This is a genomic window from Thermodesulfovibrio sp. 3462-1, assembly GCF_040451425.1.
Taxonomy (GTDB): domain Bacteria; phylum Nitrospirota; class Thermodesulfovibrionia; order Thermodesulfovibrionales; family Thermodesulfovibrionaceae; genus Thermodesulfovibrio; species Thermodesulfovibrio obliviosus.
Genome location: NZ_CP144374.1, coordinates 1,400,404 through 1,426,018, shown reverse-complemented (window position 1 = coordinate 1,426,018; position 25,615 = coordinate 1,400,404). Strand labels below are relative to the sequence as shown.

General features: G+C 34.3%; 27 protein-coding genes, 2 tRNA genes and 1 other RNA gene. 15 read left to right on the top strand and 15 right to left on the bottom strand.

All coding sequences use genetic code 11. The annotated features are described in order from the left end of the window. The first annotated feature begins 8 nt into the window (after nt 1-8). From ssrS to V4D31_RS07265, 11 genes are all read left to right on the top strand, one after another. Nucleotides 9-185, top strand: a non-coding RNA gene (gene ssrS / locus V4D31_RS07315) — 6S RNA. 143 nt (nt 186-328) lie between these two features. Then, entirely contained in the window at nt 329-1,888 is a 1,560-nt protein-coding gene (gene rny, locus V4D31_RS07310; protein ID WP_353685793.1) for a ribonuclease Y, read from the top strand. Then, nucleotides 1,878-2,675 (top strand): TIGR00282 family metallophosphoesterase, encoded by a 798-nt coding sequence (locus V4D31_RS07305; RefSeq protein ID WP_353685792.1) that lies wholly within the window; start codon nt 1,878-1,880, stop codon nt 2,673-2,675. The genes rny and V4D31_RS07305 overlap by 11 nt, the downstream gene beginning before the upstream one ends. A gap of 38 nt (nt 2,676-2,713) precedes the next feature. Beyond that, complete coding sequence (locus V4D31_RS07300; protein WP_353685791.1) at nt 2,714-3,151, top strand: cytochrome c family protein; 438 nt, start codon at nt 2,714-2,716, stop codon at nt 3,149-3,151. Beyond that, a complete protein-coding gene (locus V4D31_RS07295) occupies nt 3,151-5,820 on the top strand; it encodes an ATP-binding protein (protein WP_353685790.1) in 2,670 nt (889 codons plus the stop codon). Before V4D31_RS07300 ends, V4D31_RS07295 begins: the two co-directional genes overlap by 1 nt. A 2-nt stretch (nt 5,821-5,822) precedes the next feature. After that, the gene (locus V4D31_RS07290; protein WP_353685789.1) at nt 5,823-6,191 is read left to right on the top strand and encodes a response regulator; all 369 of its coding nucleotides are present in this window, start codon (nt 5,823-5,825) and stop codon (nt 6,189-6,191) included. Continuing rightward, nucleotides 6,188-7,258 carry a response regulator gene (locus tag V4D31_RS07285; RefSeq protein ID WP_353685788.1) on the top strand — a complete coding sequence of 357 codons (1,071 nt, stop codon included), beginning with the start codon at nt 6,188-6,190 and terminating at the stop codon, nt 7,256-7,258. Before V4D31_RS07290 ends, V4D31_RS07285 begins: the two co-directional genes overlap by 4 nt. Before the next feature lie 105 nt (nt 7,259-7,363). Next, nucleotides 7,364-8,788 (top strand): glycoside hydrolase family 3 N-terminal domain-containing protein, encoded by a 1,425-nt coding sequence (locus tag V4D31_RS07280; protein ID WP_353685787.1) that lies wholly within the window; start codon nt 7,364-7,366, stop codon nt 8,786-8,788. Continuing rightward, nucleotides 8,781-9,983 (top strand): MFS transporter, encoded by a 1,203-nt coding sequence (locus tag V4D31_RS07275; RefSeq protein WP_353685786.1) that lies wholly within the window; start codon nt 8,781-8,783, stop codon nt 9,981-9,983. Before V4D31_RS07280 ends, V4D31_RS07275 begins: the two co-directional genes overlap by 8 nt. 30 nt (nt 9,984-10,013) lie before the next feature. Continuing rightward, nucleotides 10,014-10,523 carry a nitroreductase family protein gene (locus V4D31_RS07270; protein WP_353685785.1) on the top strand — a complete coding sequence of 170 codons (510 nt, stop codon included), beginning with the start codon at nt 10,014-10,016 and terminating at the stop codon, nt 10,521-10,523. Continuing rightward, nucleotides 10,516-10,962: a DUF488 domain-containing protein gene (locus V4D31_RS07265; RefSeq protein WP_353685784.1), complete on the top strand. Its 447-nt coding sequence runs from the start codon at nt 10,516-10,518 to the stop codon at nt 10,960-10,962. The genes V4D31_RS07270 and V4D31_RS07265 overlap by 8 nt, the downstream gene beginning before the upstream one ends. Here the strand turns inward: V4D31_RS07265 and V4D31_RS07260 are convergent. The 4 genes from V4D31_RS07260 to V4D31_RS07245 form a co-directional block, all read right to left on the bottom strand. After that, nucleotides 10,885-11,277, bottom strand: coding sequence for a GGDEF domain-containing protein (locus tag V4D31_RS07260; RefSeq protein ID WP_353685783.1), 393 nt, complete (start codon nt 11,275-11,277; stop codon nt 10,885-10,887). The genes V4D31_RS07265 and V4D31_RS07260 overlap by 78 nt on opposite strands. A gap of 34 nt (nt 11,278-11,311) precedes the next feature. Next, nucleotides 11,312-11,761 (bottom strand): CBS domain-containing protein, encoded by a 450-nt coding sequence (locus tag V4D31_RS07255; RefSeq protein WP_353685782.1) that lies wholly within the window; start codon nt 11,759-11,761, stop codon nt 11,312-11,314. Between the two features lie 32 nt (nt 11,762-11,793). After that, a tRNA-His gene (locus tag V4D31_RS07250) sits at nt 11,794-11,869 on the bottom strand. Between the two features lie 3 nt (nt 11,870-11,872). Then, a tRNA-Arg gene (locus tag V4D31_RS07245) sits at nt 11,873-11,946 on the bottom strand. A gap of 59 nt (nt 11,947-12,005) precedes the next feature. On the opposite strand from V4D31_RS07245, the gene V4D31_RS07240 reads away from it, so the two are divergent. Then, on the top strand, nt 12,006-12,251 hold the full coding sequence (locus tag V4D31_RS07240; protein ID WP_353685781.1) for a hypothetical protein: 246 nt from the start codon (nt 12,006-12,008) through the stop codon (nt 12,249-12,251). Between the two features lie 92 nt (nt 12,252-12,343). Here the strand turns inward: V4D31_RS07240 and V4D31_RS07235 are convergent, their stop codons facing one another. Genes V4D31_RS07235 through V4D31_RS07225 form a run of 3 tightly spaced genes read right to left on the bottom strand, consistent with a single transcriptional unit; the run spans nt 12,344 to nt 14,270 of the window. After that, a complete protein-coding gene (locus V4D31_RS07235; RefSeq protein ID WP_353685780.1) occupies nt 12,344-13,768 on the bottom strand; it encodes a 4Fe-4S dicluster domain-containing protein in 1,425 nt (474 codons plus the stop codon). A gap of 42 nt (nt 13,769-13,810) precedes the next feature. Beyond that, nucleotides 13,811-13,993 carry a zinc ribbon domain-containing protein gene (locus V4D31_RS07230; RefSeq protein ID WP_353685779.1) on the bottom strand — a complete coding sequence of 61 codons (183 nt, stop codon included), beginning with the start codon at nt 13,991-13,993 and terminating at the stop codon, nt 13,811-13,813. Nucleotides 13,994-14,006: 13 nt separating this feature from the next. After that, on the bottom strand, nt 14,007-14,270 hold the full coding sequence (locus V4D31_RS07225) for a metal-sensitive transcriptional regulator (protein WP_353685778.1): 264 nt from the start codon (nt 14,268-14,270) through the stop codon (nt 14,007-14,009). 120 nt (nt 14,271-14,390) lie between these two features. Between V4D31_RS07225 and V4D31_RS07220 the strand changes: the two genes are divergently transcribed. Continuing rightward, nucleotides 14,391-15,299, top strand: a complete 909-nt coding sequence (locus V4D31_RS07220; protein WP_353685777.1) for a selenium metabolism-associated LysR family transcriptional regulator — start codon at nt 14,391-14,393, stop codon at nt 15,297-15,299. Here V4D31_RS07220 and pyk read toward each other — a convergent pair. Genes pyk through V4D31_RS07180 form a run of 8 tightly spaced genes read right to left on the bottom strand, consistent with a single transcriptional unit; the run spans nt 15,294 to nt 23,462 of the window. Next, nucleotides 15,294-16,712, bottom strand: a complete 1,419-nt coding sequence (gene pyk, locus V4D31_RS07215; RefSeq protein WP_353685776.1) for a pyruvate kinase — start codon at nt 16,710-16,712, stop codon at nt 15,294-15,296. The two genes, V4D31_RS07220 and pyk, sit on opposite strands and share 6 nt — an antisense overlap. Nucleotides 16,713-16,717: 5 nt before the next feature. Beyond that, the gene (gene nadB, locus V4D31_RS07210; protein ID WP_353685775.1) at nt 16,718-18,280 is read right to left on the bottom strand and encodes an L-aspartate oxidase; all 1,563 of its coding nucleotides are present in this window, start codon (nt 18,278-18,280) and stop codon (nt 16,718-16,720) included. A 1-nt stretch (nt 18,281) separates the two neighbouring features. Next, complete coding sequence (pilB, locus tag V4D31_RS07205) at nt 18,282-19,970, bottom strand: type IV-A pilus assembly ATPase PilB (protein ID WP_353685774.1); 1,689 nt, start codon at nt 19,968-19,970, stop codon at nt 18,282-18,284. Continuing rightward, entirely contained in the window at nt 19,970-20,854 is an 885-nt protein-coding gene (locus V4D31_RS07200) for a methylenetetrahydrofolate reductase (protein ID WP_353685773.1), read from the bottom strand. Before V4D31_RS07200 ends, pilB begins: the two co-directional genes overlap by 1 nt. Before the next feature lies 1 nt (nt 20,855). Next, a complete protein-coding gene (locus tag V4D31_RS07195) occupies nt 20,856-21,503 on the bottom strand; it encodes a methylenetetrahydrofolate reductase C-terminal domain-containing protein (RefSeq protein WP_353685772.1) in 648 nt (215 codons plus the stop codon). After that, nucleotides 21,500-22,357 (bottom strand): bifunctional methylenetetrahydrofolate dehydrogenase/methenyltetrahydrofolate cyclohydrolase FolD, encoded by an 858-nt coding sequence (gene folD, locus V4D31_RS07190; protein WP_353685771.1) that lies wholly within the window; start codon nt 22,355-22,357, stop codon nt 21,500-21,502. Before folD ends, V4D31_RS07195 begins: the two co-directional genes overlap by 4 nt. Next, nucleotides 22,358-22,921, bottom strand: coding sequence for a GTP cyclohydrolase I FolE (folE, locus tag V4D31_RS07185; protein ID WP_353685770.1), 564 nt, complete (start codon nt 22,919-22,921; stop codon nt 22,358-22,360). Continuing rightward, nucleotides 22,914-23,462 (bottom strand): 5-formyltetrahydrofolate cyclo-ligase, encoded by a 549-nt coding sequence (locus tag V4D31_RS07180; RefSeq protein ID WP_353685769.1) that lies wholly within the window; start codon nt 23,460-23,462, stop codon nt 22,914-22,916. Before V4D31_RS07180 ends, folE begins: the two co-directional genes overlap by 8 nt. A gap of 50 nt (nt 23,463-23,512) precedes the next feature. Between V4D31_RS07180 and V4D31_RS07175 the strand changes: the two genes are divergently transcribed. Both V4D31_RS07175 and argF read left to right on the top strand, forming a co-directional pair. Continuing rightward, on the top strand, nt 23,513-24,718 hold the full coding sequence (locus V4D31_RS07175) for an acetylornithine transaminase (RefSeq protein ID WP_353685768.1): 1,206 nt from the start codon (nt 23,513-23,515) through the stop codon (nt 24,716-24,718). Further along, the gene (argF, locus tag V4D31_RS07170) at nt 24,715-25,614 is read left to right on the top strand and encodes an ornithine carbamoyltransferase (protein ID WP_353685767.1); all 900 of its coding nucleotides are present in this window, start codon (nt 24,715-24,717) and stop codon (nt 25,612-25,614) included. The genes V4D31_RS07175 and argF overlap by 4 nt, the downstream gene beginning before the upstream one ends. Nucleotide 25,615: the final 1 nt, after the last annotated feature.

Below are 25,615 nucleotides of genomic sequence, written 5' to 3'. Positions count from 1 at the left end.
TAATTAAAGGCTTCCTGCCCTGCTCGTGATGGAAGGGAAAGGGGATCCGGCAGTTAGATCCGTTAGGGAGCCAGCGTAGGTAGCGGTGTGCATGCCTCTTCGGAGGAAGCCTAACCTACCTACAAGGCACCCACTTGTCAGAAGGGGATCTAACTTTCCTTATCACACGGCAGGGCGGGGTTATGATGATGGTGGAGAGATCCACTTTAGATAGATGTAAAATTATTTAATTTTTTAATGTAATTTTTAAATAGATTTTATAGTTAATTTCTGTCCCATCATCATAACCCCTTTAAGCCTTTAAAATATATTTTTCGGAGGTTTTCTGATGGAGTTTTTATATATTTTCATTTCGATTGTCATTGGTGCTGTCTCGGGATATGTAGTTTATTTTATCCAAAAAAATAGACTTAAAGAAGATAAGATAAAAGTTCATGAAGAAGCACAGAGAATTCTTGAAGATGCAAAAAAAGAAGCAGAAACAATAAAAAAAGAAGCCCAACTTGCAGCTAAAGAGGTTGTATATCAATTAAAATTTGAAGCAGAAAAAGAAATAAAAGAAAAAACAAAGGAAATTAGTTATCAGGAAAAAAGACTCAGGCAAAAAGAAGAGCTTGTTGACCGCAAAATTGAGCAGGCTGAAAAGAGAGAAATTGAACTAAATAAAAGAGAAAAGGAAATACTTTCAAAAGAAAAACTTTTACAGGAAAAGGAGAATCACTATAACAAACTCATTTCTGAGCAGCAACAACTTCTTGAAAAAATAGCAGGAATGAAAGAAGAAGAAGCAAAACAGGAGCTTTTCAGAAAAATACAAGAGGAAGCTCGTTTTGAGGCAGCAAAACTCATTAAAAAGATAGAAGATGAAGCAAGGCAGGAAGCTGATAAAAAAGCAAAAGAAATCCTCAGTCTTGCGGTTCAAAGATATGCAAGTGATTATGTTGTTGATGCTACTGTTACTGCAGTAAGTCTTCCTAATGATGAAATGAAAGGAAGAATAATTGGGAGAGAAGGAAGAAACATTAGAGCTTTTGAGGCTTTGACAGGTGTTGATCTTATTGTTGATGATACTCCTGATCTTGTAATTCTTTCCTGTTTCGATCCTATAAGAAGAGAAATTGCCAGAATAGCTCTTGAAAGATTAATTATGGATGGTAGAATTCATCCAGCAAGAATAGAAGAGGTAGTGGAAAAAGCCCGGAGAGATGTAGAGTTGGCTATAAAAGAAGAGGGAGAAAAAGCAGTATTTGAATTTGGGCTTAGCGGAATTCATCCTGAAATTATAAAACTCATAGGCAGATTAAAATACAGAACCTCTTATGGACAGAATGTTTTACAACATTCAAAAGAAGTTGCGTGGCTCAGTGGAATTATGGCAGGTGAAATTGGAGCGAATGTAAAACTTGCGAAAAGAGCAGGACTTTTACATGACATAGGAAAGGCAGTAGACCATGAGATGGAAGGCTCACATCAGGAAATTGGTGCTATGCTTGCAAGAAAGTATGGAGAGAGTGAGGAAGTAATAAATGCTATTTTGAGTCATCACGAAGATGTGGAGTTTAGCTGTGTTGAGTCTGCACTGGTGGCAGCAGCAGATGCTCTTTCAGCAGCCCGACCTGGAGTGAGAAGAGAAACAATTGAAAGTTATATTAAAAGACTTACAAAACTTGAGGAACTTGCTATGTCTTTTCAGGGAGTTCAGAACTGCTATGCAATTCAGGCAGGAAGAGAAATAAGATTAATTGTAAGACCTGATATGGTTTCAGATGAGGAGTGTGTTTTAATTGCAAAAGAGTTAAGTAAGAGAATAGAAAAGGAACTTAGCTATCCAGGTCAGATAAAAGTAACTGTAATAAGAGAATCAAGATTCATAGAATATGCAAAGTAGTGAAACATTAAATGTTCTTTTTATCGGTGATATTGTTGGCAAGTCAGGCAGACAAATCGTAAAAGCCATACTTCCCGGGCTTGTTGAACAGTATAAAATTGAATTTGTAATTGCAAATGGAGAAAATGCTGCTGGTGGATTTGGTATCACAGAGAATGTAGCTCAGGAACTTTTTTCATATGGAATTGACTTAATAACAACAGGAAACCATGTCTGGGATAAAAAAGAGTCTATTCCTTACATTGCGAAAGAGGCAAAAATTCTCAGACCATTGAATTATCCAGCAGGAATTCCAGGATTTGGAAGTATTGTAACTAAAACGAAAAAAAATAATATTATAGCTGTGATCAATGTTTTAGGAAGAGTTTTTATGAATTTGCTTGATTGTCCTTTCCGAACTACTGAAGAAGAAATAAAAAGAATCAGGGAGCAAACAAAATTTATTTTTATAGATTTTCATGCAGAGGCAACCTCTGAAAAAATAGCTTTTGCTTACTATTTTGATGGACAGGTAAGTGCTATAATTGGAACACATACGCATGTACAGACAGCAGATGAAAGAATACTTCCCAGAGGCACTGCTTATATTACTGATGTTGGTATGACAGGACCTGAAGACTCTGTAATTGGATTTAAAAAGGAAGAAGTTATAGAAAAATTTCTTACCCAGATGCCTAAAAAATTTGATGTTCCTTCCACTGCATCAATATTTTCTGCAGTAGTAATTCAGGTTGATAAAATTACAGCTACAGCAAAAAACATTATAAGACTAACACTAAGACAGTAGCAGTTTACATTTTCCTTTGTTTTTGATAATCTTAAATTATGAAAAATTTAATCATTGCTATTTTTGTTTTATTGTGTCCTTCTATTGTATTTTCTGAATATGTAGGAACAGAAATGTGTAAAAAATGTCATATCAAACAATACGAAAATTTTATTAAGTATTCAAGAATGTCTCATTCCTTTGACGCAGTTGAGAAAATGAAGAATAAATTTACTGAAGAAGAATTAAAGGGCTGTTTTCAATGTCATACAACAGGATATGGTAAAAAAGGAGGGTTTGTTTCAGTAGAAAAAACACCTCATCTTAAAAATACAGGTTGTGAAGTATGCCACGGTCCTGGCAAAAAACATGCTGAGACAAAAAATCCCATGTTTATTAAAAGAAAGCTCAATGTTCAAATTTGTGAATCCTGTCATACAGAAGAAAGAGTCAGAGCTTTTAGATTTAAACCTCTTCTTTATGGAGGAGCTCACTGATGCTGGATTTTATAACAAAAAAAATCGGAAATAAATTATTAGTTGTTTTTGTAGCTTTATTATTTACAGTTATGTTGATTGAAATAATTTTTAGAATTTATTTTGGACTTCCAGACAGATTAATAATAGCAGAGGCAGGACACAAAAAAATGATGGATACAATTTTTGCCACGGTGAAACATCCTCTTACAGTAGGAGACAGTGATACAATTCACAGAGATTTTGAAGAAATTGGAACTAAACATACAAACATAGATGTTTACTTATGTGACTTTAACAAGCAAATTTCATTTTCTACTGATAAGAAAACTATCCACAAAAGAGTTGATCATGTAATTGATAATGAAGATTTTTCAAGGGCAATTAACAGATTTCTTAATGAAAATAGCGAGCTTACTTTTTCAAAAGTTTTTAAAGTTCAGGGTAAAAGAAATTTAATTTCAATATTTCCAATAAAAAACTCTCCTGAATGTTTTCACTGTCATGGCTCTTCAAAAAAAATTTTAGGTGCAATGGTAATGAAAACAAATGTAGAAGATGTCTATAAGACTGTGAGATATCAGATGATAAGGTCAATAATTCTCACAATATCTGCCTTTATTTTTGCAGTATTTATTATTAATTTAGTAGTGAAAAAATTGATTAAAAATCCTCTTAATAAATTAATTGATGCCACACATAAGTTTGCAAAAGGTGAAATGGTAACTATCATAAATTATCCAAAGGATGAAATAGGCAGTTTATGTGAAACCTTTAATTATATGGTTAATGAAGTAGCCAAATCAAAGATGGAACTTGAAAAAGAACTTACTCGCAGGGCAAAACTTCTTGAAGAAAGAGATGAGCTTGTTGCATTGCTTCAGAAAGCAAACAAACAATTGAAAGAGCTTGACACATTAAAGTCTGCATTTATAGCCAATATGTCTCATGAACTGAGAACTCCAATGAATGCAATAATTGGTTATACTGATTTACTTCTTGATGAAGTTGATGGTCCTCTTAATGAAGATCAAAAAGCTTCTTTAAGAAAAGTGGCTGCAAATGCAAGACATCTTCTTCAATTAATAAATGATGTTCTTGATATTTCAAAAATTGAATCAGGCAAAATTGAATTGAAACTAGCAGAAGTTCAGTTGAAAGCACTGGTTGACAGCATAATGGTAACTTTTGAACCACTTATAGCTAAGAAAGGATTGAGTTTTACATTAAATATAGAAGATGGAGCAGAAAAACTTTATGTTGATGAAGACAAAGCAAAACAGATTCTTATAAATTTAATATCAAACGCTGTAAAATTTACACATCAAGGAGAAATAACATTAAGAGCAAGAATTTCAGAAAGAGGCTTAGATAAAGCAGGAAATCCTCAGTTTGTTGAAATTTCTGTGAGTGATACAGGAATTGGAATTAAAAAAGAAGATCTTGACAAAATCTTTGATAAATTTGCCCAGGCTGATGTATCCACAACAAGGCAGTATGAAGGAACAGGTCTTGGATTAAGTATTGTTCGAGGACTTGTTGCTCTTCATAAAGGAATGGTTTGGGCTGAAAGTGAGGTTGGGAAGGGAAGCACTTTTTATGTTCTTTTGCCATTTAAAAAGGAGGTTTTTGACAAACCAGATCCTGTGATTGAAGAAAAAATGGCTGAAGCACTTGCGCAGTATTTTGAAGTTCCGAAGGAAGTTTTTTTGCAAGACCCTTCTTATGAAGGCAAATCTGTAAGATGCTGGGATTATACTCAATGTGGACATGTAAACTGTCCTGAATACGGATCTGCTGAAAAGCGTTGCTGGCTTGTTCTTGGAACTCATTGTAAAGGGATGAAGATAGCTTCATGGCCAGAAAAAGTAGAAGCCTGTAGAATTTGTGAAGTTGTTCGTGATCTTGTTTTGCATAAAGAGCCTGTAGTAATAGAATCCATATCTTCTGATAGAGAAAAAGTTGTGGTTGCAATTGATGACAATCCAGATGCAATTGATCTAATAAGAAAGTATCTTGAAAAGGATTACAAAGTTATAGGACTTCTCAGCAGTGAAGACGCAGTTAATAAGATAAAAGAAATTAAGCCAGTTGCAATAACTCTTGACATAATGATGCCAATGAAAGACGGCTGGCAGGTTTTAAAGGAACTTAAACAGGATGAAGAAACAAAAGATATTCCTGTAATTATTGTTTCAATTATTGACAATAAAACCCTGGCATTCAGTCTTGGAGCAGCAGATTATTTTGTAAAACCTCTTGATGGACATTCTTTGCTTAGAAAGATAAAGTCCATTGAAACATATCGTCCAATTAAGAAAGTTTTTATCCTTGAAAGAGATGAAAAAACATTAAATGACTTAACAGGTATTCTTAAGGAAACTGGTTATGATGTGATATCTGTGAAGAACAGTAAAGAAGCTATTACAGTTGTTAAATTTCAGAAACCGGATCTTTTTATAATTAATATCACAGACCCTGAAGCATCTACCTTTGATTTCCTTGACTTTATAAAAACTTCAACTGATTTGAAAGAAATACCAGTAATTGCGCTTACGAATAAAGAATTGACAGAGGAAGAAAAAGAAGCATTAAATGGTAGAATAAAACAGGTAATAAATAAAGCTCTTTTTTCAGAAGAAGACCTCATAACAGAACTGAAGAATAGTTTAAAGAAAATAGGAGGTTGAATGTGAAAACAATTCTTGTTGTTGACGATAATGAAGACTCAAGAGAGCTTGTAAAAAAGATTTTGAAAAAACAAGGCTTTGAGATAATTGAGGCAGTAGATGGCGAAGATGCTTTAGCCAAGGCTATAGCATACAGACCGGACCTTATACTTATGGACATATCAATTCCAAAGATAGATGGTTATGAAGTAACAAGAAGGCTTAAATCAAGAATAGACTTTAAAGACACTCCAATAATAGCTTTTACTGCTCATGCAATGAAAGGTGATCAGGAAAGAGCACTGGAGGCTGGATGTGATGGCTATATTTCAAAACCTATTAATGTTAGAGAGTTTCCCGAGCAAATAAAGATTTACTTGAAGGAAAAATGAACGAGCAGAAGCAAACTATTTTAATTGTTGATGACAATATAGATACAGTAGAACTTTTGAGAAAGAGACTAAGGGCAGAAGGTTACAATACAGAAGAAGCCTATGATGGTGAAGAAGCTTTAAAAAAGGTATATGAAAGCTTTCCTGATCTGATAGTTCTTGATGTTATGATGCCAAAGATGGATGGATATGAGGTTTGTAAGCGTCTTAAAACTGATGAAAGAACAAGCTTTATTCCAGTGATTATGCTCACAGCAAAATCAGATGTGGAAAGTAAAGTAAAAGGACTTGACATAGGTGCAGATGATTATGTTCCAAAGCCATTTGATTACAGGGAGCTATCAGCAAGAATCCGTTCTTTACTTGCCAGAAAAGAGAGTTCTCAGAAAGCGATTGAAGAAAAAAGAACAGAAGCAGTAAGAAAACTTATTGACAGTCTTTCCCATGAAATTAGAAATCCTATTGTTAGCATAGCAGGATTTGCGAGAAAAGTTTATGATAGTCTTCCACCGGGGGATCCAAATAAACCCTATCTTATGACAATTCTTCAGGAATCAGAAAGACTTGAAAGGCTTTTAAAAGAAATCTTGAATCTTAAAATGATAGCAATTGGCTTTGTGGAAAATGTTGACCCAAAAGTTGCCACAGAAGAGGTTTTAGATGAACTTGGCAGGGAAATAGAGGATAAAATGATTGAAGTGGAAACAGATTTCAGGGATGTGTCACATGTTTATATAGATAAAGAACATTTAAAGATTGTTCTCCGCAATATAATAAAGAACGCTATAGAAGCAATGGAAAAGTCAGAAAAGCGACTATTAAGGATTTTCCTTGAACAGGCTGGCAATGAGATATTGATAAAGATTTCTGATACAGGTAAAGGAATCCCTAAAGACCTGATCAAGAAAATTTTTGACCCCTTTTTTACATCAAAAGTCTATGGTCCTGGTCTTGGGCTTACAGTTGCACTGACAATTGTTCAGTATTACAGAGGTTTTATTTCAGTTGAAAGCGAACCAGGGAAAGGCAGCACATTTATAATAAGAATACCTGTTAAGAGAGAGTAAGGTTGCTCAAAAACCTGCAAATTTTTGAAAATCAGAAACTTGCAATCTTTTTTGATTTGGTGCATAAAAAATCAAAGAGAGCCTTTAAATTGTATGAATAATTTAATGAATCTAATCATAGCAAGGCTTGACGGTGAAAAAATAAATTATCTCAGATACAGGCATTACATTGAAAAACTTGTCAAAGATGGAATCGGTGGTTTTGTAGTATTTGGAGGGGATTACGAAGAAATAAAAAATTTCATTCAACATCTTCAAAGCATGGCATTAGAGCCATTAATAATTGCCTCTGATATTGAAAGAGGTGTTGGACAGCAAATAAAAAATGCAACCTTGATTCCTTCTCAAATGGGAATCAGAGCAGGATTTGATTTAAAAAAAGACATGGCTGAGCTTAAAGCATTGTATTCAATTGTTATAAAGGAAGCATTGGATGTAGGAATAAATCTTGCACTTGTTCCTGTGCTTGATGTCAATACAGAGCCTGAAAATCCAATAATTTGCACGAGAGCTTTTTCAGATAATCCTGAAGTTGTTTCCCAATATGGCAGATTTTTTATAAAATTTTTTGAATCTCACGGATTATTAACATGCGCAAAACATTTTCCTGGTCATGGAGCAACTCGTATAGATTCTCATCTCGGTCTGCCGCATATTGTAGATAACATTGAAACACATATAAAACCCTTTAAAGAAGCAATTAAATCCCGGGTTTCTTCAATTATGGTTGGACATATAGTTGCTTCTGACATAAAGCCTGCATCACTTTCAGAAAAAACAATTAATGAATTGCTTAAGCAAAAACTCGGATTTAAAGGTACAGTTGTTACAGATGCAATGAATATGAAAGCTTTAATGGAATATGAAAATCCTCATACCCTTGCTATTATGGCAGGAGCAGACATAGTGCTGCATCCTGAAAATCCCTACAATGCTATGGAAGAAATAAAAACAGCTTATAAACAGGGATTGATTACTGACATAAGAATAAAAGAAGCCTGTAGAAGAATTAGCAAATTAAGAGAAAAGATAAAGAGAAAATTTCCGATTGTTAACCAAGAAAACGTTTCTTTAATTCACAGGGCATTTAAAAAAACAGTTACTGTTATAAAAAATGAAATAGATGATTTAAATTCCAGACAAATCGTTCCATACCTTACAGGAGCTTATAATGAGGAAATTAAAAAGGCATTTCAGAATTATTTTGGTTCTGCCTATGATCTCAAGGAATATAAACCATCAAATGCAATACCTTTAATTGCGGCATTCACAAATATCAAAGCAGCAGGAAAGGAATATTTACTAAGTGAAAATCAAAAAACAATAATCAGAAAAATCATATCAAATAATAAAGCGATTGTTGTTTCTTTTGGGAATCCTTATGTTTTAAGTCCTTTTAAAAAGGCAAAAGCAATACTTACTGTTTATGACTCTCATGAAATTGCTGTGCTTGCTTTTCTTGATGCATTAAATGAAGGATTCAAAAAAACAGGCAAACTGCCTGTAAAAATTGAATGGATTGATGAATAAACGCTCAAAGGATCTCACAGTTGTAACAGTTCTTGGATTTGCTTCAGGACTTCCCTTTCCTCTTGTAAGTGGAACACTTCAAGCTTGGCTTACCACTCAGGGAATCGATATAAAAACAATTGGAATTTTGACGATTTTAACATTTCCATATAGTTTTAAGTTTTTATGGTCTGCCTTATTTGACAGATTTAGCATTTTAAGGCTTGGAAGAAGACGTGGCTGGATTATTATTTGCCAGATACTGATTTTATTAGGAATGTTTTTAATGATTACCCTTACTCCGACGCATCTTCTTGTTTTCAGCCTTATGGCAGCAATGGTGGCTTTTTTTTCAGCATCTCAGGACATCTCAATAGATGCTTACAGAACAGAAATCCTTACCCCCAGGGACAGAGGCCTCGGTGCATCATTTGCAGTAACTGCATATAGAATTGCATTAATTGTTGCTGGAGGAGGGTGCCTTTTACTTGCAGACCATATTGGATGGCAGACTGCTTTGACAATAATAAGTTCACTGTTAATTTTTGGAATAATTACAACTCTTTGGGCAGATGAACCAGATGATATAAAAAAACCAGCTACCCTGAAAGAGTCATTTATTGAACCTTTAAGGGATTTATTGCAGAGAGAAAAAAGCTTTATTTTGCTGTTATCCATTGTTCTGTATAAAATTGGCGATGCTTACGCAAGTTCATTAAGTACAGCATTTTTCATAAGAGGGGTAGGATTTTCTCTCACTGAGGTAGGAACAGTTAATAAAATAGGCGGTCTTATTTCAGCAATTGCAGGCTCAATACTTGGTGGTTTTTTACTAAGAAAAATAAGTCTTTACAAAGCATTGATTTCATTTGGACTGCTTCAGGCAGCATCAAATCTTATGTTTATGGCTCTGGCATTAGCAGGCAAAAACTTTGTATTGTTTGTTCTTACAGTAGTGATTGAAAATTTCACAGGTGGGATGGGAACAACAGCATTTTTAGCACTTCTAATGGGCTTGTGCAACCGTAGTTTTGCTGCAACACAGTATGCACTTCTTTCATCACTGGCATCTTTTGGAAGAGTGATTATAAGTCCTACAGCAGGTTTTATTGTTGAAAACACTGGCTGGCCAGCCTTTTATTTTTTGACCTTCCTTGTAGCAATTCCAGGAATTTTATTAATTATCAGTTTAAAGAGTCTGTTTAATAAAAATTGAACTATTGATGAACTGTGATATAATATTTTTATGAACGACATTTTTGAAATAATAAAATCAAGAAGAAGCATAAGGAAATATAAATCTGATGCTCCGCCAGAAGAGTTAATAAAAAAATGCATTGAGGCAGCTCTTTATGCTCCCTCTGCAAGAAACTCCCAGCCATGGTATTTTATTATCGTTAAGGATAGAGAAACAATTCAAAAATTAAGCAAAGCCCAGCCCTTTACAAAGTTTATTGAAGGTGCGCCCTATGTTATTGTAGCATTGGCTGATGAAAAGAAAAGCAATCACTGGCTTGAAGATCTAGGATGTGCTATTATGGCTCTCTTGCTTGAGGCTCACAGTCTTGGATTGGGTGCCTGCTGGGGTGCTATTTACAATCCTGAAAACAGAGAAAGGGAAAACTATGTAAGAGGAATTCTTAATATTCCTGAAAATTTAAGGATAATTTCATGTATCGGAATAGGCTATCCTGATGATACCCCACAACCTAAAAAAGTAAAATCCCTTGATGAAGCCATCATAAAAATTGTCTGAAAAATTTATTTATACAGTTGGCACAAGCAATCGTTCAATTGAGGAATTCATTGAGATTTTAAAAACTTACAGGATAAAAACTGTAATTGATGTGCGGAGTTTTCCAGTCTCAAAGAAGTTTCCCCATTTCAGTAAAGATAGTTTATCTAAGATTTTGAATAACGAAGGATTTGACTATATTTATCTTGGCAGAGAACTTGGTGGATTCAGAAAAGGTGGCTACGAAGCCTACATGAACACTGAAGAGTTTAAAAACGGCATTGAAAAGCTTGAAGAAATTGCAGATAAAAGTTTATCTGTGTTTTTCTGTGCTGAAAAGCTTTTCTTTCGCTGTCATAGAAGATTTATTTCAGAAATACTTTCAGAAAGAGGCTGGAGAGTGGTATGCTTCTACTCTATTTTTACCAAGCATTTTAGCTTTGTACAGTGCTTTATCTGATTTTTCTATATTTTTTGAAATTTTTTCGTTAGGTTCATATTGCGAGACTCCAATGCTGACAGTAATTTTTAAATCAGGATTTTTTTCAAATTTTAATTTCTCTATAGCTTTTCTCAATCTTTCACCCAAGGCTTTTCCTTCTACAAAATCGCACCTATAAGCTATAACAATGAATTCCTCGCCTCCATATCTTATCAGTTCATCAGTAGTTTTTATATTATTTCTTAAAGTTTGAGCAACTTTCTTTAGAACATTATCCCCAATTAAATGACCATAACTATCGTTTATATCTTTAAAATTGTCTAAATCAATCATTAAAAGAGTAGTTGGAGTTTTTAATCTTTTTAATTTAGTTTTTAAAAAAATCCAGATATGCTCTATTATGAATGCCAGTAAGAGGATCTATCCAGATAACTTCTGGAAAATTTTTTATTATGTCTTTCAAGCTTAAAATTCCTGACAATTTTTTGTTAGTATCAACAACAGGTAAATGACTTATATTGAACTGTTTCATTAAATATAGAGCTTCATTAAAAGAGTTTTCAGAGGATATGGTTATTAATGAGTTTTTATCTTTATTCAGTTTTTTCAATGTTTCAGAAATATTTTCAGGAGAAGGCTGAGAATAAAATATTTTTGGTAAGTCTCTTAAAGTTATAATTTGGATGGGTTTTTTGTCCTCATCTACCACAACAACACTTCCTATTGAGTGTTTTAAATATATCTTTAATAAATCTTGAATTTTACTATAAAGATTTAAAGTGACAGGACAAGAGGTCATTAATTCTTTAACTTTCATAATAAAAATATAACAGGCCCCGACCAATCTTTTGGGGCGGATGACGGGACTCGAACCCGCAGCACCTGGAGCCACAGTCCAGTGCTCTAACCATTGAGCTACATCCGCCAACGCGCCTGGAGGGATTCGAACCCCCGGCCCACTGCTTAGAAGGCAGTTGCTCTATCCGACTGAGCTACAGGCGCAAACTAATATATTTTAAAAATTTTAATTGATTTATTGCAATATCTTCTATAATACTTCCATGGAAACTAAGATTTATGAAATTGAAGAAAAAAGCACAATTAAACAAAAATTTGGAAAATGTCTTATACCGTTAAGATTAGCTCGTTTTTGTATGGACTGCTTTACAATTCATATGCAGGACAGATGTCCAAACTGCCTGTCGAATAATTCCGTAAGATTAATTGAGTTGTTTTTGTCTGAACCAGACCCCTCTGATGAAAGAATCAGAGAGGTCATAAGAAAAAAATTTATTGAAATTTATTAGGTTTTTAGTTTTTAAACAAAATTTGTTAAAAACTCTGTTAATCTTTAGAAAAACTCACGACAAAATCAGAGAAATTTGTGCTTTGCTTAAAATCAGTGCATCTTAATCTTTTCATACCAGATTGAATGTCTGTGTTTTACATAGTCTTCATCAACCCATCCTGTAAATATACTTTTAAGAAGTGGCCAGTTTGATTTAAATAAAAGAACAGTTCCAACATGAACAATGAAAGCTATCATAAATAAAAATCCAGTAAGAGTATGGATCAGAGTATTTATGGATTCCACTGTTGGTGAAAGGACAACCCACTGAAGATTTTTAAGAATTTTTATGATGCCTGTCACTGTTAAGATTAAAATTATTACTCCAATTCCCACATAGGCAATTCTCTGCTCAGGCAGATACTTGTCTGACGGAGGCTCTTTACCAATTCCTATCATTGCTGCAAGCACTTTTATACTTTGAGATAAATCTCCTTTTTTAGGTAAAAGAGCAAAGTCTTTTCTCAATCCATGATAAAAAATGTGAAAAATCACTCCTACCACAAAAACAATGGGTTCCTCCTTTTTTGGTTTTTTAGATGAAAAGGCTGCTATGCTGGCTACAGCAGCTGAAAGGAATCCTGAAGCCAGAACCAGTTTGCCAATTGGATTAAATTTTGATTCTATTTTGTTTTCCACATTAACAGGCATTTGAAACCTTTCTTTGTTTTCTTTTAACGCTTTTTCTATCTTTTCAAAGGGGATTTTTGAAAGATAAAGGGTTGAAGTGCCTCCATTTTGTTTGTCTCCATAAATATAAAGCCCTTCTTCTTTGGCTTTCCTGTATGCAAGTTCATAGATGGTTTTTCTCTCACCAAATGTAAAAACTGACTGCTGCTCAAGTCTTTCTCTACAGGCAATCACACATGCTGGTTCTTCACCTTTTTTGATTTTATCTTTACATAAATCGCATTTATACATGACTCCACCGCCAGCATATTTAGGAAGGATTTGTAAATATATTCCAACTCCTGCTTGCCTTTGCGGAATATGCCATGGGCATACATCTCTGCATTTTGCTCCACCAAAGCAGATTTTGTCATTGATAACCGAGTTGCCTTCTGGTTGTTTTGTTAATGCTCCAAAAGGACATTCCCTAACACATGGTGGATTGTCACAATGCATACATCTTCTTGGAATGTAAAGTTTCTGTCCATCAATATTAACCTTCTGCACAAAAATCCAGTTGTAGGGCGTTAAAGTATCAATTTTGTTTCTTTTGTCAGACCAGTCTTCATAGGTTTTTCTTGGCCAGTAAGGCTGGATTGGTTTTTTAGGCTCTGGGAATCTGTTTTTATTGTAGTCTCTACAGGCTTTCACACATCTTGGAATGGTCTCATCTTTACATCCATCACATTTTGTAAGATCTACAAGCATGGCATACTTGCCTTCCCGAGCATCCACATTTTTCCCTAAAATCAAGGAACCAGTGGTTGCTACTGACATTGCTAAAAATCCTCTTCTTGACAGTTTCATATCATTCCTCCTTATTCGGCAAACTGCCTACTATCTTATTTTTCAACCACCTGTATAACTAAAGGAATTACAGGATAAAGTGTTACTTATAAATTGAGAGATTAATCTTTCAGTTTTAAGGCTTCCACAATTTGGACATTTCTCTGGCTCCTCTCTTTTACTCATTGGTTTTAACACCTGGAAGGTTACACAACACTCTTTACACTTATATTCATAAAAAGGCATATAATTCACCTCCTTAAATTGAATAAATATATGTTTTTATAACTTTTTCAACTTCCTTTTCAAGATTTTCTACAGAAGCTGATTTACGAGTTAAACAATCATTAAGATAAAACATTACAATTAAAAATCCTGCACTTTTTAGAGCTCCATTAATTGAGGCAAACTGAGTTATAATTTCTTCACAAGCCCTTTCACTTTCTATCATCCTTTGAAGTCCTCTAATTTGTCCCTCAATTCTTCTAAGTCTCTGAATAAGTTTATTTTTATCTCTTTCCATTATACCTAACCCCCCTATTATTTTATTTATATAATAAAACAAGACAGATAATAATTGTCAATATATGAGGTATATTTTGTCTTGCCTATTAAAAATTTTTATGCTAAAATAAATTTACTTATGGAAGATCATAAATTAAGAGTATTTTGCACAGTGGCTGAAACAAAGAGTTTTTCTAAAACTTCAGAAATTATTCATCTTACTCAGCCGGCTGTTAGCCTTCAGATTCAGGCTTTGGAAGAACTTTATGAAACTAAATTATTTGATCGTTCTTCAGGCAGTATCACTCTGACTCCTGCAGGTGAGATACTTTATAAATATGCGAAACAGATTTTAACTTTATATGCAGAAGCCGCAAAGGAAATAAGTAAAATAACAGGATTAATAAAAGGATGTGTAAAAATCGGGGCTGGCACAACTGTGGGAAATTATATTTTGCCTGCAGTGGCTGTGGATTTCAAAAAAAGGCATCCAAAGATTAGAGTGAGTGTGTCAATTGGAAATACTAAAAAAATTCTTGAAATGCTTAATTCAAGCATGATTGATTTTGGAATTATTTCTGAAATGCCAGGGAAAACTAAATTTATTGTTGACTCAATTATTTCTGATGAGTTGTGTGTAATCTGTTCTTCAGATCATCCTTTGAATAACCAGAAATCTGTTTCCATATATGATGTTGTTAAAGAACCTTTTGTAATAAGGGAAGAAGGCTCAAGTACAAGAGTGATAATTGAAAAATTTCTTGCAGAACACGGCATCAGTGTTTCTGATTTGCATATTTCTCTTATTCTTGGAAGCACAGGTTCAATCAAAGAAGCAGTTGAAAGAGGAATAGGATTGTCTATACTTTCAAAATGGGCTGTTCGCAAAGAAGTGGCTTGTGGCAATCTGAGAATTCTTAAATTAAAAGAGGGTAAAATAACAAGAGATTTTTATATTGTTTTACCTAAAAATACAATTCTTTCTCCAGCAGTTGAAGAGTTTATAACATATCTTAAAAATTATCCCTATTCAGATTTACTTTTATAAGGGATCGCCAACCTTATGAAGTCTTACTACATTTTTATTGCCTAAGAAAGGCGAGCTTGCCACAAATACAACAGCATCTCCATTTTTGACAATATTCAAATTTTTTAATTCTGTTTCAGTTTTTTTCAAAAATAGATTGTCTATCATATCAATTTTTTGAGGTATGTGTTTGGGAATAATGCTCCACAGAAGAGAAAGTCTTCTCCACACTTTTTCATCCGGGGTAAACGCTATCACAGGCATAGAAGGTCTAAGTTTAGATATAAGTAATGCTGAAAATCCTGAGTGCGTGAAAACAACAATAGCTTTTGCTTCTATATCCTGAGCTACTTTCACTGCACCTGAAGCAATGGCTTCAGGAAAATATTTACTCACTTTAAAGGCTGTCACAATTTTATCTGAGAGATTTTTTTCAGTAAAACTTATAATTGAATTCATTGTTTTGACTGACTCTACAGGATATCGTCCAGTAGCTGTTTCTGCAGAAAGCATTAATGCATCTGTTCCGTCAAGCACAGCATTTGCTACATCACTTGCTTCTGCTCTTGTTGGTCTTGAATGTTCTGTCATTGATTCAAGCATCTGCGTTGCTGTTATAACAATTTTTTTTCTCTGATTCGCAATATCTATAAGCATTTTTTGATAAAAAGGAACTTCTTCAGGTGGCAGTTCAACTCCAAGGTCTCCTCTTGCTACCATAATTCCATCGGTAATATTAAGAATTTCATGAATGTTTTCAAGGGCTTCTTTTTTTTCTATCTTTGCAATCAATGGTGGCAGTTTAATATTATTTTGCTCTGCCCATTTTTTAATTAATTCAATATCATGGGCATTTCTTACAAAGGATAAAGCAACATAGTCCACATCAAGTTTAATAGCAAAGGCAAGATCAGATTTATCCTTTTCAGTAAAAGAACTAATAGAAGTTCTTGTAAAAGGAAGATTTACCCCTTTTTTTGACTTTAGAACTCCTCCTTCAATAACTTTACCAATCAATTTATCTTTTAGTTTTTCAATTATCTTGATTTTTAATATTCCATCATCTATTAAAATATCCTCGCCAGGTTTAACATCTTCAAGCAGAAGAGGATAGGAAATGAAAATTCTTTTATTATTTGAAAGTTCACTGCCAGGATAAATTTCTACTGCTTGTCCTTCCTGAAGCAGAACTTCATCATTTTCAACATCACCTATTCTGATTTTAATTCCCTGAAGGTCACCGAGAATTGCTACTGCTTTTTTTAATTTCTTCGCTTCTTCACGAATTATTTTTACAACATTTTCAAACCATTCATAGTTTCCATGAGAAAAATTAAGCCTGGCAACATCCATTCCGCTTTTTATCATCTCATTAATTATTTCTCTGTGTTCAGAGGAAGGACCTATTGTACAGACAATCTTAGCTTTTCTCATGAAGATTAAAATACCTCAACTGTTGTGTCTTTTTTTCTAATTCTCAAATGTTTTTCCCATCCTGGAAGTTTTTCTCTGTAATCAGTTCTATAATGTGCACCAACACTGTTTTTTCTTGCTAAAGCTGCCTCTGTAATCATTAAGCCAACCACTACCATATTTTTAAGCTCTATAGTATAGGGATCAATAAAAAATTTTTCAGTCATTTTTTCATAAATTGGAATAATTTTAGTTTTTGCTTGGCTAAGAGATTTCCCACATCTGATTACTCCTACTTTTTCCCACATTGTTTGTCTTAGTTCTTCTCTCATTTTACTTATTTCTGATGCCTCTATGCTATCTATTTTTGATTCAAAGCTATTCGATATATTTTGCCTTCTGTAAGCATATTCACTGGCTGCACATGCTGCACGATATCCGTAGACAAGTCCTTCCAGAAGACTGTTACTTGCAAGCCTGTTAGCTCCATGAACTCCTGTGCATGCTACCTCACCTGCTGCAAATAATCCTTCAATGTTTGTTCTGCCCCAGACATCTGTCTCAACTCCTCCCATTATAAAATGAGCTGCAGGTGAAACAGGAATCCATTGTTTTGTTATATCAAAATTGAATCTCAAACATGTTGAGTATATGGAGGGGAATCTTTTTTTAATAAAGTTTTCCTCAAGATGAGTCATATCAAGATATACATGTGTGGATTTTGTTTTTACCATCTCAGATATTATAGACCTTGAAACAACATCTCTTGGTGCAAGTTCTCCAAGATGGTGGTAATTTTTCATAAACAATTCTCCGTTAATATTTCTTAACCGAGCACCTTCTCCTCTTAAAGCCTCACTTAAAAGAAAAGCAGGAATACCTGGTGCATAAAGTGCTGTTGGATGAAATTGAACAAACTCCATATCTTTTAAATGAGCACCAGCCCGAAAAGCCATTGCCATTCCATCTCCAGTGCAAACTTTTGGGTTGGTTGTTCTTGCATAAACCTGTCCTGCACCACCTGTGGCAAGCACAGTTACCTTAGAAAAACATTTTATAATTTTGTCTCCTTTTAAAAGCAGTGCTCCATAACACCTGCCTTCTTCAACGATAAGATCAACAGCCATTGTAAATGAGGCTTTAGTAACTCTTTCTAAGCTTGAAACTTTGTTTATCAAAACTCTCTCTATTTCTCTTCCTGTGGAGTCTCCATGAGCATGAAGAATTCTTTTTCTTGAATGAGCAGCCTCCAGGGTAAAAGCAAGCTTAGAGCCTTCTTTGTCAAACTCAGCTCCCCAATTAATAAGCTCCATAATTCTTTCAGGTCCTTCACTTACAAGTATTTTTACTGCTTCTTCATTGCATAATCCGTCTCCTGCTTTGATTGTGTCTTCAAAATGAATTCCTATCTCATCTTCATCGCTTAATGCAACAGCCACACCACCCTGAGCATATTCTGTGGAGCTTTCAGTAGGTAAATCCTTTGTTGCCACAAGAACATTTCCATGACTGCCAAGTTCAATTGCTGCTCTAAGGCCTGCGACTCCGCTTCCAATGATGAGATAATCAGTATAAATTTTTTCAGACATATTAATCCTCAAAGGTTATTCTAAGCACTTCTTCAATTGATGTAATTCCATTCATCACTTTATATATTCCGCTCTTTCTTAATGTTATCATTCCAAGTTCAACTGCTTTCTTTTTTATTTCTGATGCTGAAGCACCTGTCAGAATAAGCTCTTTTATTTCATCTTTAATGGGCATCACTTCGTATAAAGCGATTCTTCCTGAGTATCCTGTATTGTTGCACTTAGGACATCCCTGTGCTCCGTAAATTTTAACCTGTTCAATTTTGTCCTGAGGGAATCCCATCTGGAGAAGTTCATCCTTTGAGTAGTGTTTTTCTTTTTTACAGTGAGGGCAAAGTTTTCGGACCAATCTTTGTGCTACGATTAAAATTACAGAAGAGGATATTAAAAAGGGCTCTATACCCATGTTTACTAATCTTGTAATAGTGCTTGGAGCATTATTTGTATGAAGTGTGCTTAAAACAAGATGCCCTGTAAGAGCTGCTTTTACTGCAATTTCTGCTGTTTCAAAATCTCTTATCTCGCCAACCATGATTATATCAGGATCCTGTCTTAAGAAAGCTCTTAAAACAGAAGCAAAGGTGCGGCCAACATCTTCTTTTACCTGAACCTGATTTATTCCAGGGAAGCTGTACTCTACAGGATCTTCAACAGTCATTATATTGACCTCAGGTTTGTTGAGTTTCATCAAAGCACTATAAAGGGTTGTTGTTTTTCCAGATCCAGTTGGTCCTGTAACCAGTATCATTCCATAGGGTTTTTCAAGTGCTTCAAGAAAAAATTTTAACGAAATCTGTTCAAACCCGAGCTGAGTTAGATCAAGCTTAAGTGAGCCTTTTTCAAGCACTCTCAAAACAACCTTTTCTCCATGAATAACTGGAAGAGTTGATACTCTGAAGTCTATTTCTCTACCTGAAATTTTTAATCTGATCCTTCCATCCTGTGGAATTCTTTTTTCTGAGATGTTAATATGAGACATTATTTTAAATCTTGCAATCAAAGGATTTTTTATTTGAGGTGGAAGATTTAATATATTATGAAGAACACCATCTACTCTATATCTTACAGAAACACCTTTTTCATAAGGTTCGATGTGAATGTCAGAAGCTTTCATTTTTAATGCATCAAAAATTATTTTATCAGCCAGTTTTATAATAGGACCTTCTAGCTTAATAGTTTCTTCCTTTAACTCTGTTTCATCTTCAGTAGACTGAGCAGTTGCACTTTCCACTAAACTTGTGAAGTCTTTTTCAGCAATATCTATCTTCATTAAATTGCTTAAAATTTCTGTTAATTCACTGTGTTTTATGAGATAAAACTGTATGTTAAATCCTGTTAAAATGGATTTTATGTAATTCATATTCGTGGGTTCAGAAGTGGCTACTTTTACAGTATTTTCTGTTTTAGCGAATGGAATAAAGTTATATTTTTTTATAAACTCTTCAGGAACTAATTTAAGAACATTTTTATCTATTGATTGTGCAGTAAGATGAATAAGCTGATATCCATATATTTCACTTAATGCATAAAAAATTTGCTCTTCCGAGGTATATCCTAATTTTACAAGAGCTTCACCAAGCCTGATTTTTTCTGTTTTTTGATATTTTAGAGCATTAAAAAGTTGTTCCTCTGTAATTAATGCTTTTTTAACTAAATATTCTCCTAAGGAAGTTATGCCTACAAGCGCCATTATTTTAGTTTAATAAAATTTAGTAAATTTTTCACTTCTTCAACCTTTGAGAATGCCATTATGTGAATACCGTGACAGAGCTTTTTATCAATTATATCCAATACTAATTTTGCTGAAAAATTCAGTCCAAATTTTTCCACATCATCCTCTTTTAATTTTTCAACTCTGTCTATTAACCACTCTGGCACATTAACCCCTGGTACTTTACTGGCAAGATAGTGTAACATTTTTTTACTTCTTATAATAACTATGCCTGCAATAACCTTTGTATTGAATTTTCCTGCATGTTCCATAAATTTTTCAAGTAATGCGAGCTCAAATATCATCTGTGTTTGAAAAAACTCTGCACCCATTTTTAGCTTTTGCTCAAATCTTTTCAATTGGGGCATTAGAGGATCTGCATTGGGATTTACTACAGCACCGTAAAAAAAATCAGTTTTTCCGTTTAATTCATTCCCATTCAAAGCAATTCCTCTGTTAAGATTGTTTACCATTTTAAGAAGAATAGAAGAATCTATATCATAAACAGGCTTTGCTTCTTTATGGTCTCCCAAAATTGGATGGTCTCCTGTCATTACAAGGAGATTTCTAATTCCAAGAGCATGGGCACCAAGAAGATCTGATTGAATGCCAATTCTGTTACGATCTCTGCAAGTCATCTGAAGCACTGGTTCAAAACCTAAATCCAGTGAAATTTTACATGCAGCTAAAGAGCACATTCGCATTTTGCCAGAAGGATTATCTGTAAAATTTACAGCATCAACCAATAATTTCAATTCCTGCAATTTATTTACCATTTGCGATATTTCAGGTCCCTTAGGTGGAGTTATTTCTACAGTGATTACAAAATCTCCATTCATTAGCTTTTTCTTGAGATTGCTCAATTTATTTCTCCTTAAACTGTCTTGGTGAATTAGCTTTTGACCAGTCTTTTGGACCTAAAATATTTTCATAGAATTTTTCAACAACTCCTCTTTTTTCAAGAATTTCGTAAGCTACTGTCCAGACGCACTTTCTCATAGGATTAACCTCACATTTACCCTCTTTATATCCTCCACAGGGACCATTGAGCATTGATTTTGGACAGAGGGTGACAACGCAAATTCCTGTAATAGCAAGAAAACATTCACCACAGGCGCGACATCTTTCTTCAAATTCTCTAAATCTTCGCATGTTGCCAATAAAAAGCGTATCATTTACAGGAATAACAGGTTTTTCTTCAAAAAGCTCCGTAATAGTTTGAGTTCCAGCACCACAGGATAAAACCATTATGCATTGAGCTTCCTCAATATTCTTTCTGTATTGAGAAAGTTGTCTTTTTGTTCCCAGAATCTGACAGCCTGTTTTTGCAATCATCCATCCAGTTACTTTTTTATTATTGCTTTCAAGCCATTGCTTTAAATTTAAAATCGCTTCTTCATTACCTGTTCCGCACAGGGTTGCACACTCTGAGCATCCAATAAGAAAAAAGCTTTCAAGATTTTCAATATATCTTTCAATTTCTTTAAAATCTTTCTTTTTAGTTGTAATCATAGCAAGCCTCGTTGCAGTTTTACAGCATAAATTGTGTTTTCCATAAGCATTGCTATTGTCATTGGTCCAACTCCTCCCGGAACTGGTGTTATGTAGGAAGCCTTTTGTTTTACTTCATCAAAATCAACATCTCCTGTAACTTTCCCATCAGCTGTAACATTTATTCCAATGTCAATAACTACTGCACCTTCTTTTATCATGCAAGAGTTTATAAATCTTTCCTTTCCTATGGCAACACATAAAATATCAGCTTTCTTTGTTATCTCATGAAGCTCTTTTGTCTTACTGTGGCAGACTGTGACAGTGGCATTTCTCTTCAATAAAAGCAAAGAAAGAGGCTTACCAACAATTATGCTTCTTCCAATAACAACAGCATTCTTACCTTCGATCTTGATTTTATATTCATCAAGCATTCTTAAAACACCTTTTGGTGTACACGGAATAAATAAAGGAGTATCAACTAATAGTCTTCCAAGACAATAAGGAGTAAAGCCGTCCACATCTTTAAAGGGATTTATTTTTTCTAAAATTTTTTGCTGATTTAAATGTTTTGGTAGAGGCAGCTGGACAAGTATTCCATTTACCTGAGAGTTTTCATTTAACTCATTAATGAGTTTAATTATATTTGCTTCATCTGCATCATCAGGTAGTCTGAAAACTAAACTTTCAATACCCAATTCCCCACAGGTTTTTTCCTTAAAAGAAACATATTTTTGACTTGCTTTATTTTCACCAACAAGCAGCACAGCAAGACATGGATTAATTCCTTTGTTTTTTAAATTTTCTACTTCTTTTTTTAATTCTTCTTTGATTTTACTAGCAAGAAGTTTTCCATTAATAATCTCTGTGCTCATCTATTTATCCTTATTTATTAATTCCAGGGCTTCCTGTCTGGTTTTTTGACTTCTTCTGAAAATACCTCTTACAGCTGAAGTAATCGTTTTCGCACCAGGTTTTTTTATTCCTCTCATGCTCATACAGAGATGCTCTGCTTCAATAACAACCATGCATCCTTTAGGTCTTAATTTTTCCATGATGAGATTTGCAAGTTCCTTTGTAAGCCTTTCCTGAATCTGTGGTCTCTTTGCAAGATAGTCAACTGCTCTGGGAAGTTCACTTAATCCTACAATTCTTCCATCTGGAATATAGGCAATATGGGCATATCCAAAAAATGGTAAGAAATGATGTTCACAAACTGAGTAAAAGGGTATATTTTTTAAAAGAACCATTTCATCATGAGTTTCACCTTCAATGCATTTGAGTAACTCTTCCTCTGGAGGTTCAAGACCTTTAAAGATTTCTTCATACATTCTTGCAATACGCTCAGGAGTATCCTTGATCCCATCTCTTTCAGGGTCTTCTCCAATTCCTTCAATAATAAGTCTTACGCCTTTTTTAATTTTTTCTCTATTAACCACAGTTTATCACCCTCTCATCAGTTATTATTAAATCAACTTTTATATCATGCGATTCCAGAGGTAATTGATCTAAAACCTGCTCTTCATAGGCTAAGCCTGCTGCCAGTCCTTTTTTCTTAGAAAGAAGTCTATCATAAAAACCTCCGCCATATCCAATTCTGAAGCAGTTTTTGTCAAAAGCCAACCCAGGCACAGCAATAACTTCAATATCATCAATCTGGGCTTTTTGAGCATTACAGGGCTCAAGAATTGATTTATAACCTTTAGCCAGTTCAGAGCGTTCCTTTACCCAGTAGATTTCTAAAAATTTTTCCTTTACCTTAGGGAAAGCGGTTTTTATTGAAAGTTTTTTACAGTATTCAAAAATTCTCCATGTATCAACTTCACTTCCAAAGGAAGCGTAAAGAAGGACAGATTTTACGTGCCTTTCTTTCAAAAAGTTAATAAAATTTAAAGCAATTTTTTCATCCTTTCTGATTTTTAAATCTTGCGGAATTTTGCTTCTTAGTTCAAGCATTTTTTTTCTGATTTCTTTTTTCACAATTTAAAATTATACCATTAACAGGCGTTTTTATGGTATTATAAAACTTTATGGAAGCCAGAGAAATTATAGAATTCACTGAAAAATTTCTAATGCCAACCTATGCAAGATTTCCTGTTGTTTTGAGAAAGGGCAAGGGTGTAAGAGTCTGGGATGTCAATGGAAAAGAATATATTGATTGTCTCGCTGGAATTGCTGTAAATGTGCTTGGACATTGTCCGAGAAAAGTTGTAATTGCAGTCCAAAAACAGGTTCAGAGATTGATACATGTATCAAATCTTTATTACACAGAGCCTCAGACAAAACTTGCAAAAATTTTAATTGAAAACTCCTTTGCAGACAGAGTTTTTTTCTGTAATTCTGGAACTGAAGCAAATGAGGGTGCTCTTAAACTTGCAAGAATATACATGAAAAATAAATTTGGTGAACAACGCTATGAATTTATTGCAGCAGAAAATTCTTTTCATGGAAGAAGTTTTGGAAGCCTCAGTGTAACAGGACAGGAAAAATATCATCACGGATTTGAGCCATTACTTCCTGGAGTAAAATTTGTTCCCTTCAATGATGCTGAAGCTATAGAAAGAGCTATAACAGAGAAAACTTGTGCTGTAATTCTTGAACCCATTCAGGCAGAGGGTGGAATTTATGTTCCTGATGAAGAGTATTTTAAAAAAGTAAGACAAGTATGTGACAAATATCAGATTCTTCTCATCCTTGATGAAATTCAGACAGGAATTGGTAGAACAGGCAAACTTTTTGCCTATGAACACTTTGAAATACAACCTGACATTATGACTCTTGCGAAAGGTCTTGGCGGAGGAATCCCTATTGGAGCAATACTTGCAAAGGAAGAAATTGCTCAGGCTTTTGCTCCGAAAACCCATGCCTCTACATTTGGAGGAAATCCAGTTGCCTGTGCTGCTGCAGTGGCCACTCTTGAGACAGTTCTTGAAGATGGCTATCTTCTGGATTACTGTCAAAGAATTTCAAAATATTTTATAAAAAAGTTAAAGGCGTTACAGGAAAAATATCCAGAAACAATTAAAGAAATAAGAGGAATAGGACTTTTAATTGGTGTGCAGTTAAAGCAAAATGCTCTTTCAGTTGTTAAAAAATGTATGGAAAAGGGACTTTTAATAGGACTGGCAGGAGACGGCTCTGTAATAAGATTTACTCCTCCATTGATAATTGAAAAGGATGATATTGATGAAGCAATCTGTATTTTTGATAAAGCACTGAGAGAGGTCACACAGTGAAGAGAGATTATCTCAGGGTTTTGGATTTAAAAAGAGATGAGTTTTTTTCATTGATAAACAGAGCAATTGAATTTAAATCAAATAAAGATCTTTTAAAATCTTCTCTTGTTGGCAAATGTATTGGAATGATTTTTGAAAAGCCTTCTACAAGAACAAGGGTTTCTTTTGATGTTGCAATCTATCAACTTGGTGGGCATCCTATGTGTTTGAGTTCAAAAGAGCTTCAGCTTTCAAGAGGAGAAACAATAAAAGACACTGCACAGGTTCTTTCAAGGTATCTTGATTGTATAGTAATCAGAACTTTTTCTCATAAAACAATTGAAGAGTTTGCAAAATGGGCAACAATTCCTGTAATAAATGCTTTAACTGATGAACATCATCCCTGTCAAGCAATGGCAGATATGATGACGATTCTTGAGAAAAAAGGAAAGCTTGAAGGAATTAAACTTGCCTATGTTGGAGATGGAAACAATGTGGCAAACTCACTGATTGAGGCAAGTGCTTTAACTGGTATTAAAATAAATATTGCAACTCCTCAAGGATGTGAGCCCTTAGAAGAGGTTGTGCAAAAAGCAAAAGCTTTTACAGAGGTAAAAATATTTTCCGATCCAGAGCAAGCAGTACTTCAGGCAGATGTAATTTACACTGATGTATGGCTTAGCATGGGTGAAGAAGGAAGCATCGAAAAGAAAAAAAAGTTAAAGAATTTTCAGGTAAACACTAAACTTCTCAGCAAAGCAAAACCAGATGCAATAGTTATGCACTGCCTGCCAGCTCACCGAGGAGAAGAAATCACCGATGAGGTTCTTGACGGACCTCAGAGCGTTGTTCTTGATCAAGCAGAAAATAGACTCCATACTTCAAAAGCAATTCTTGAATTTCTGCTTACCATGTAGG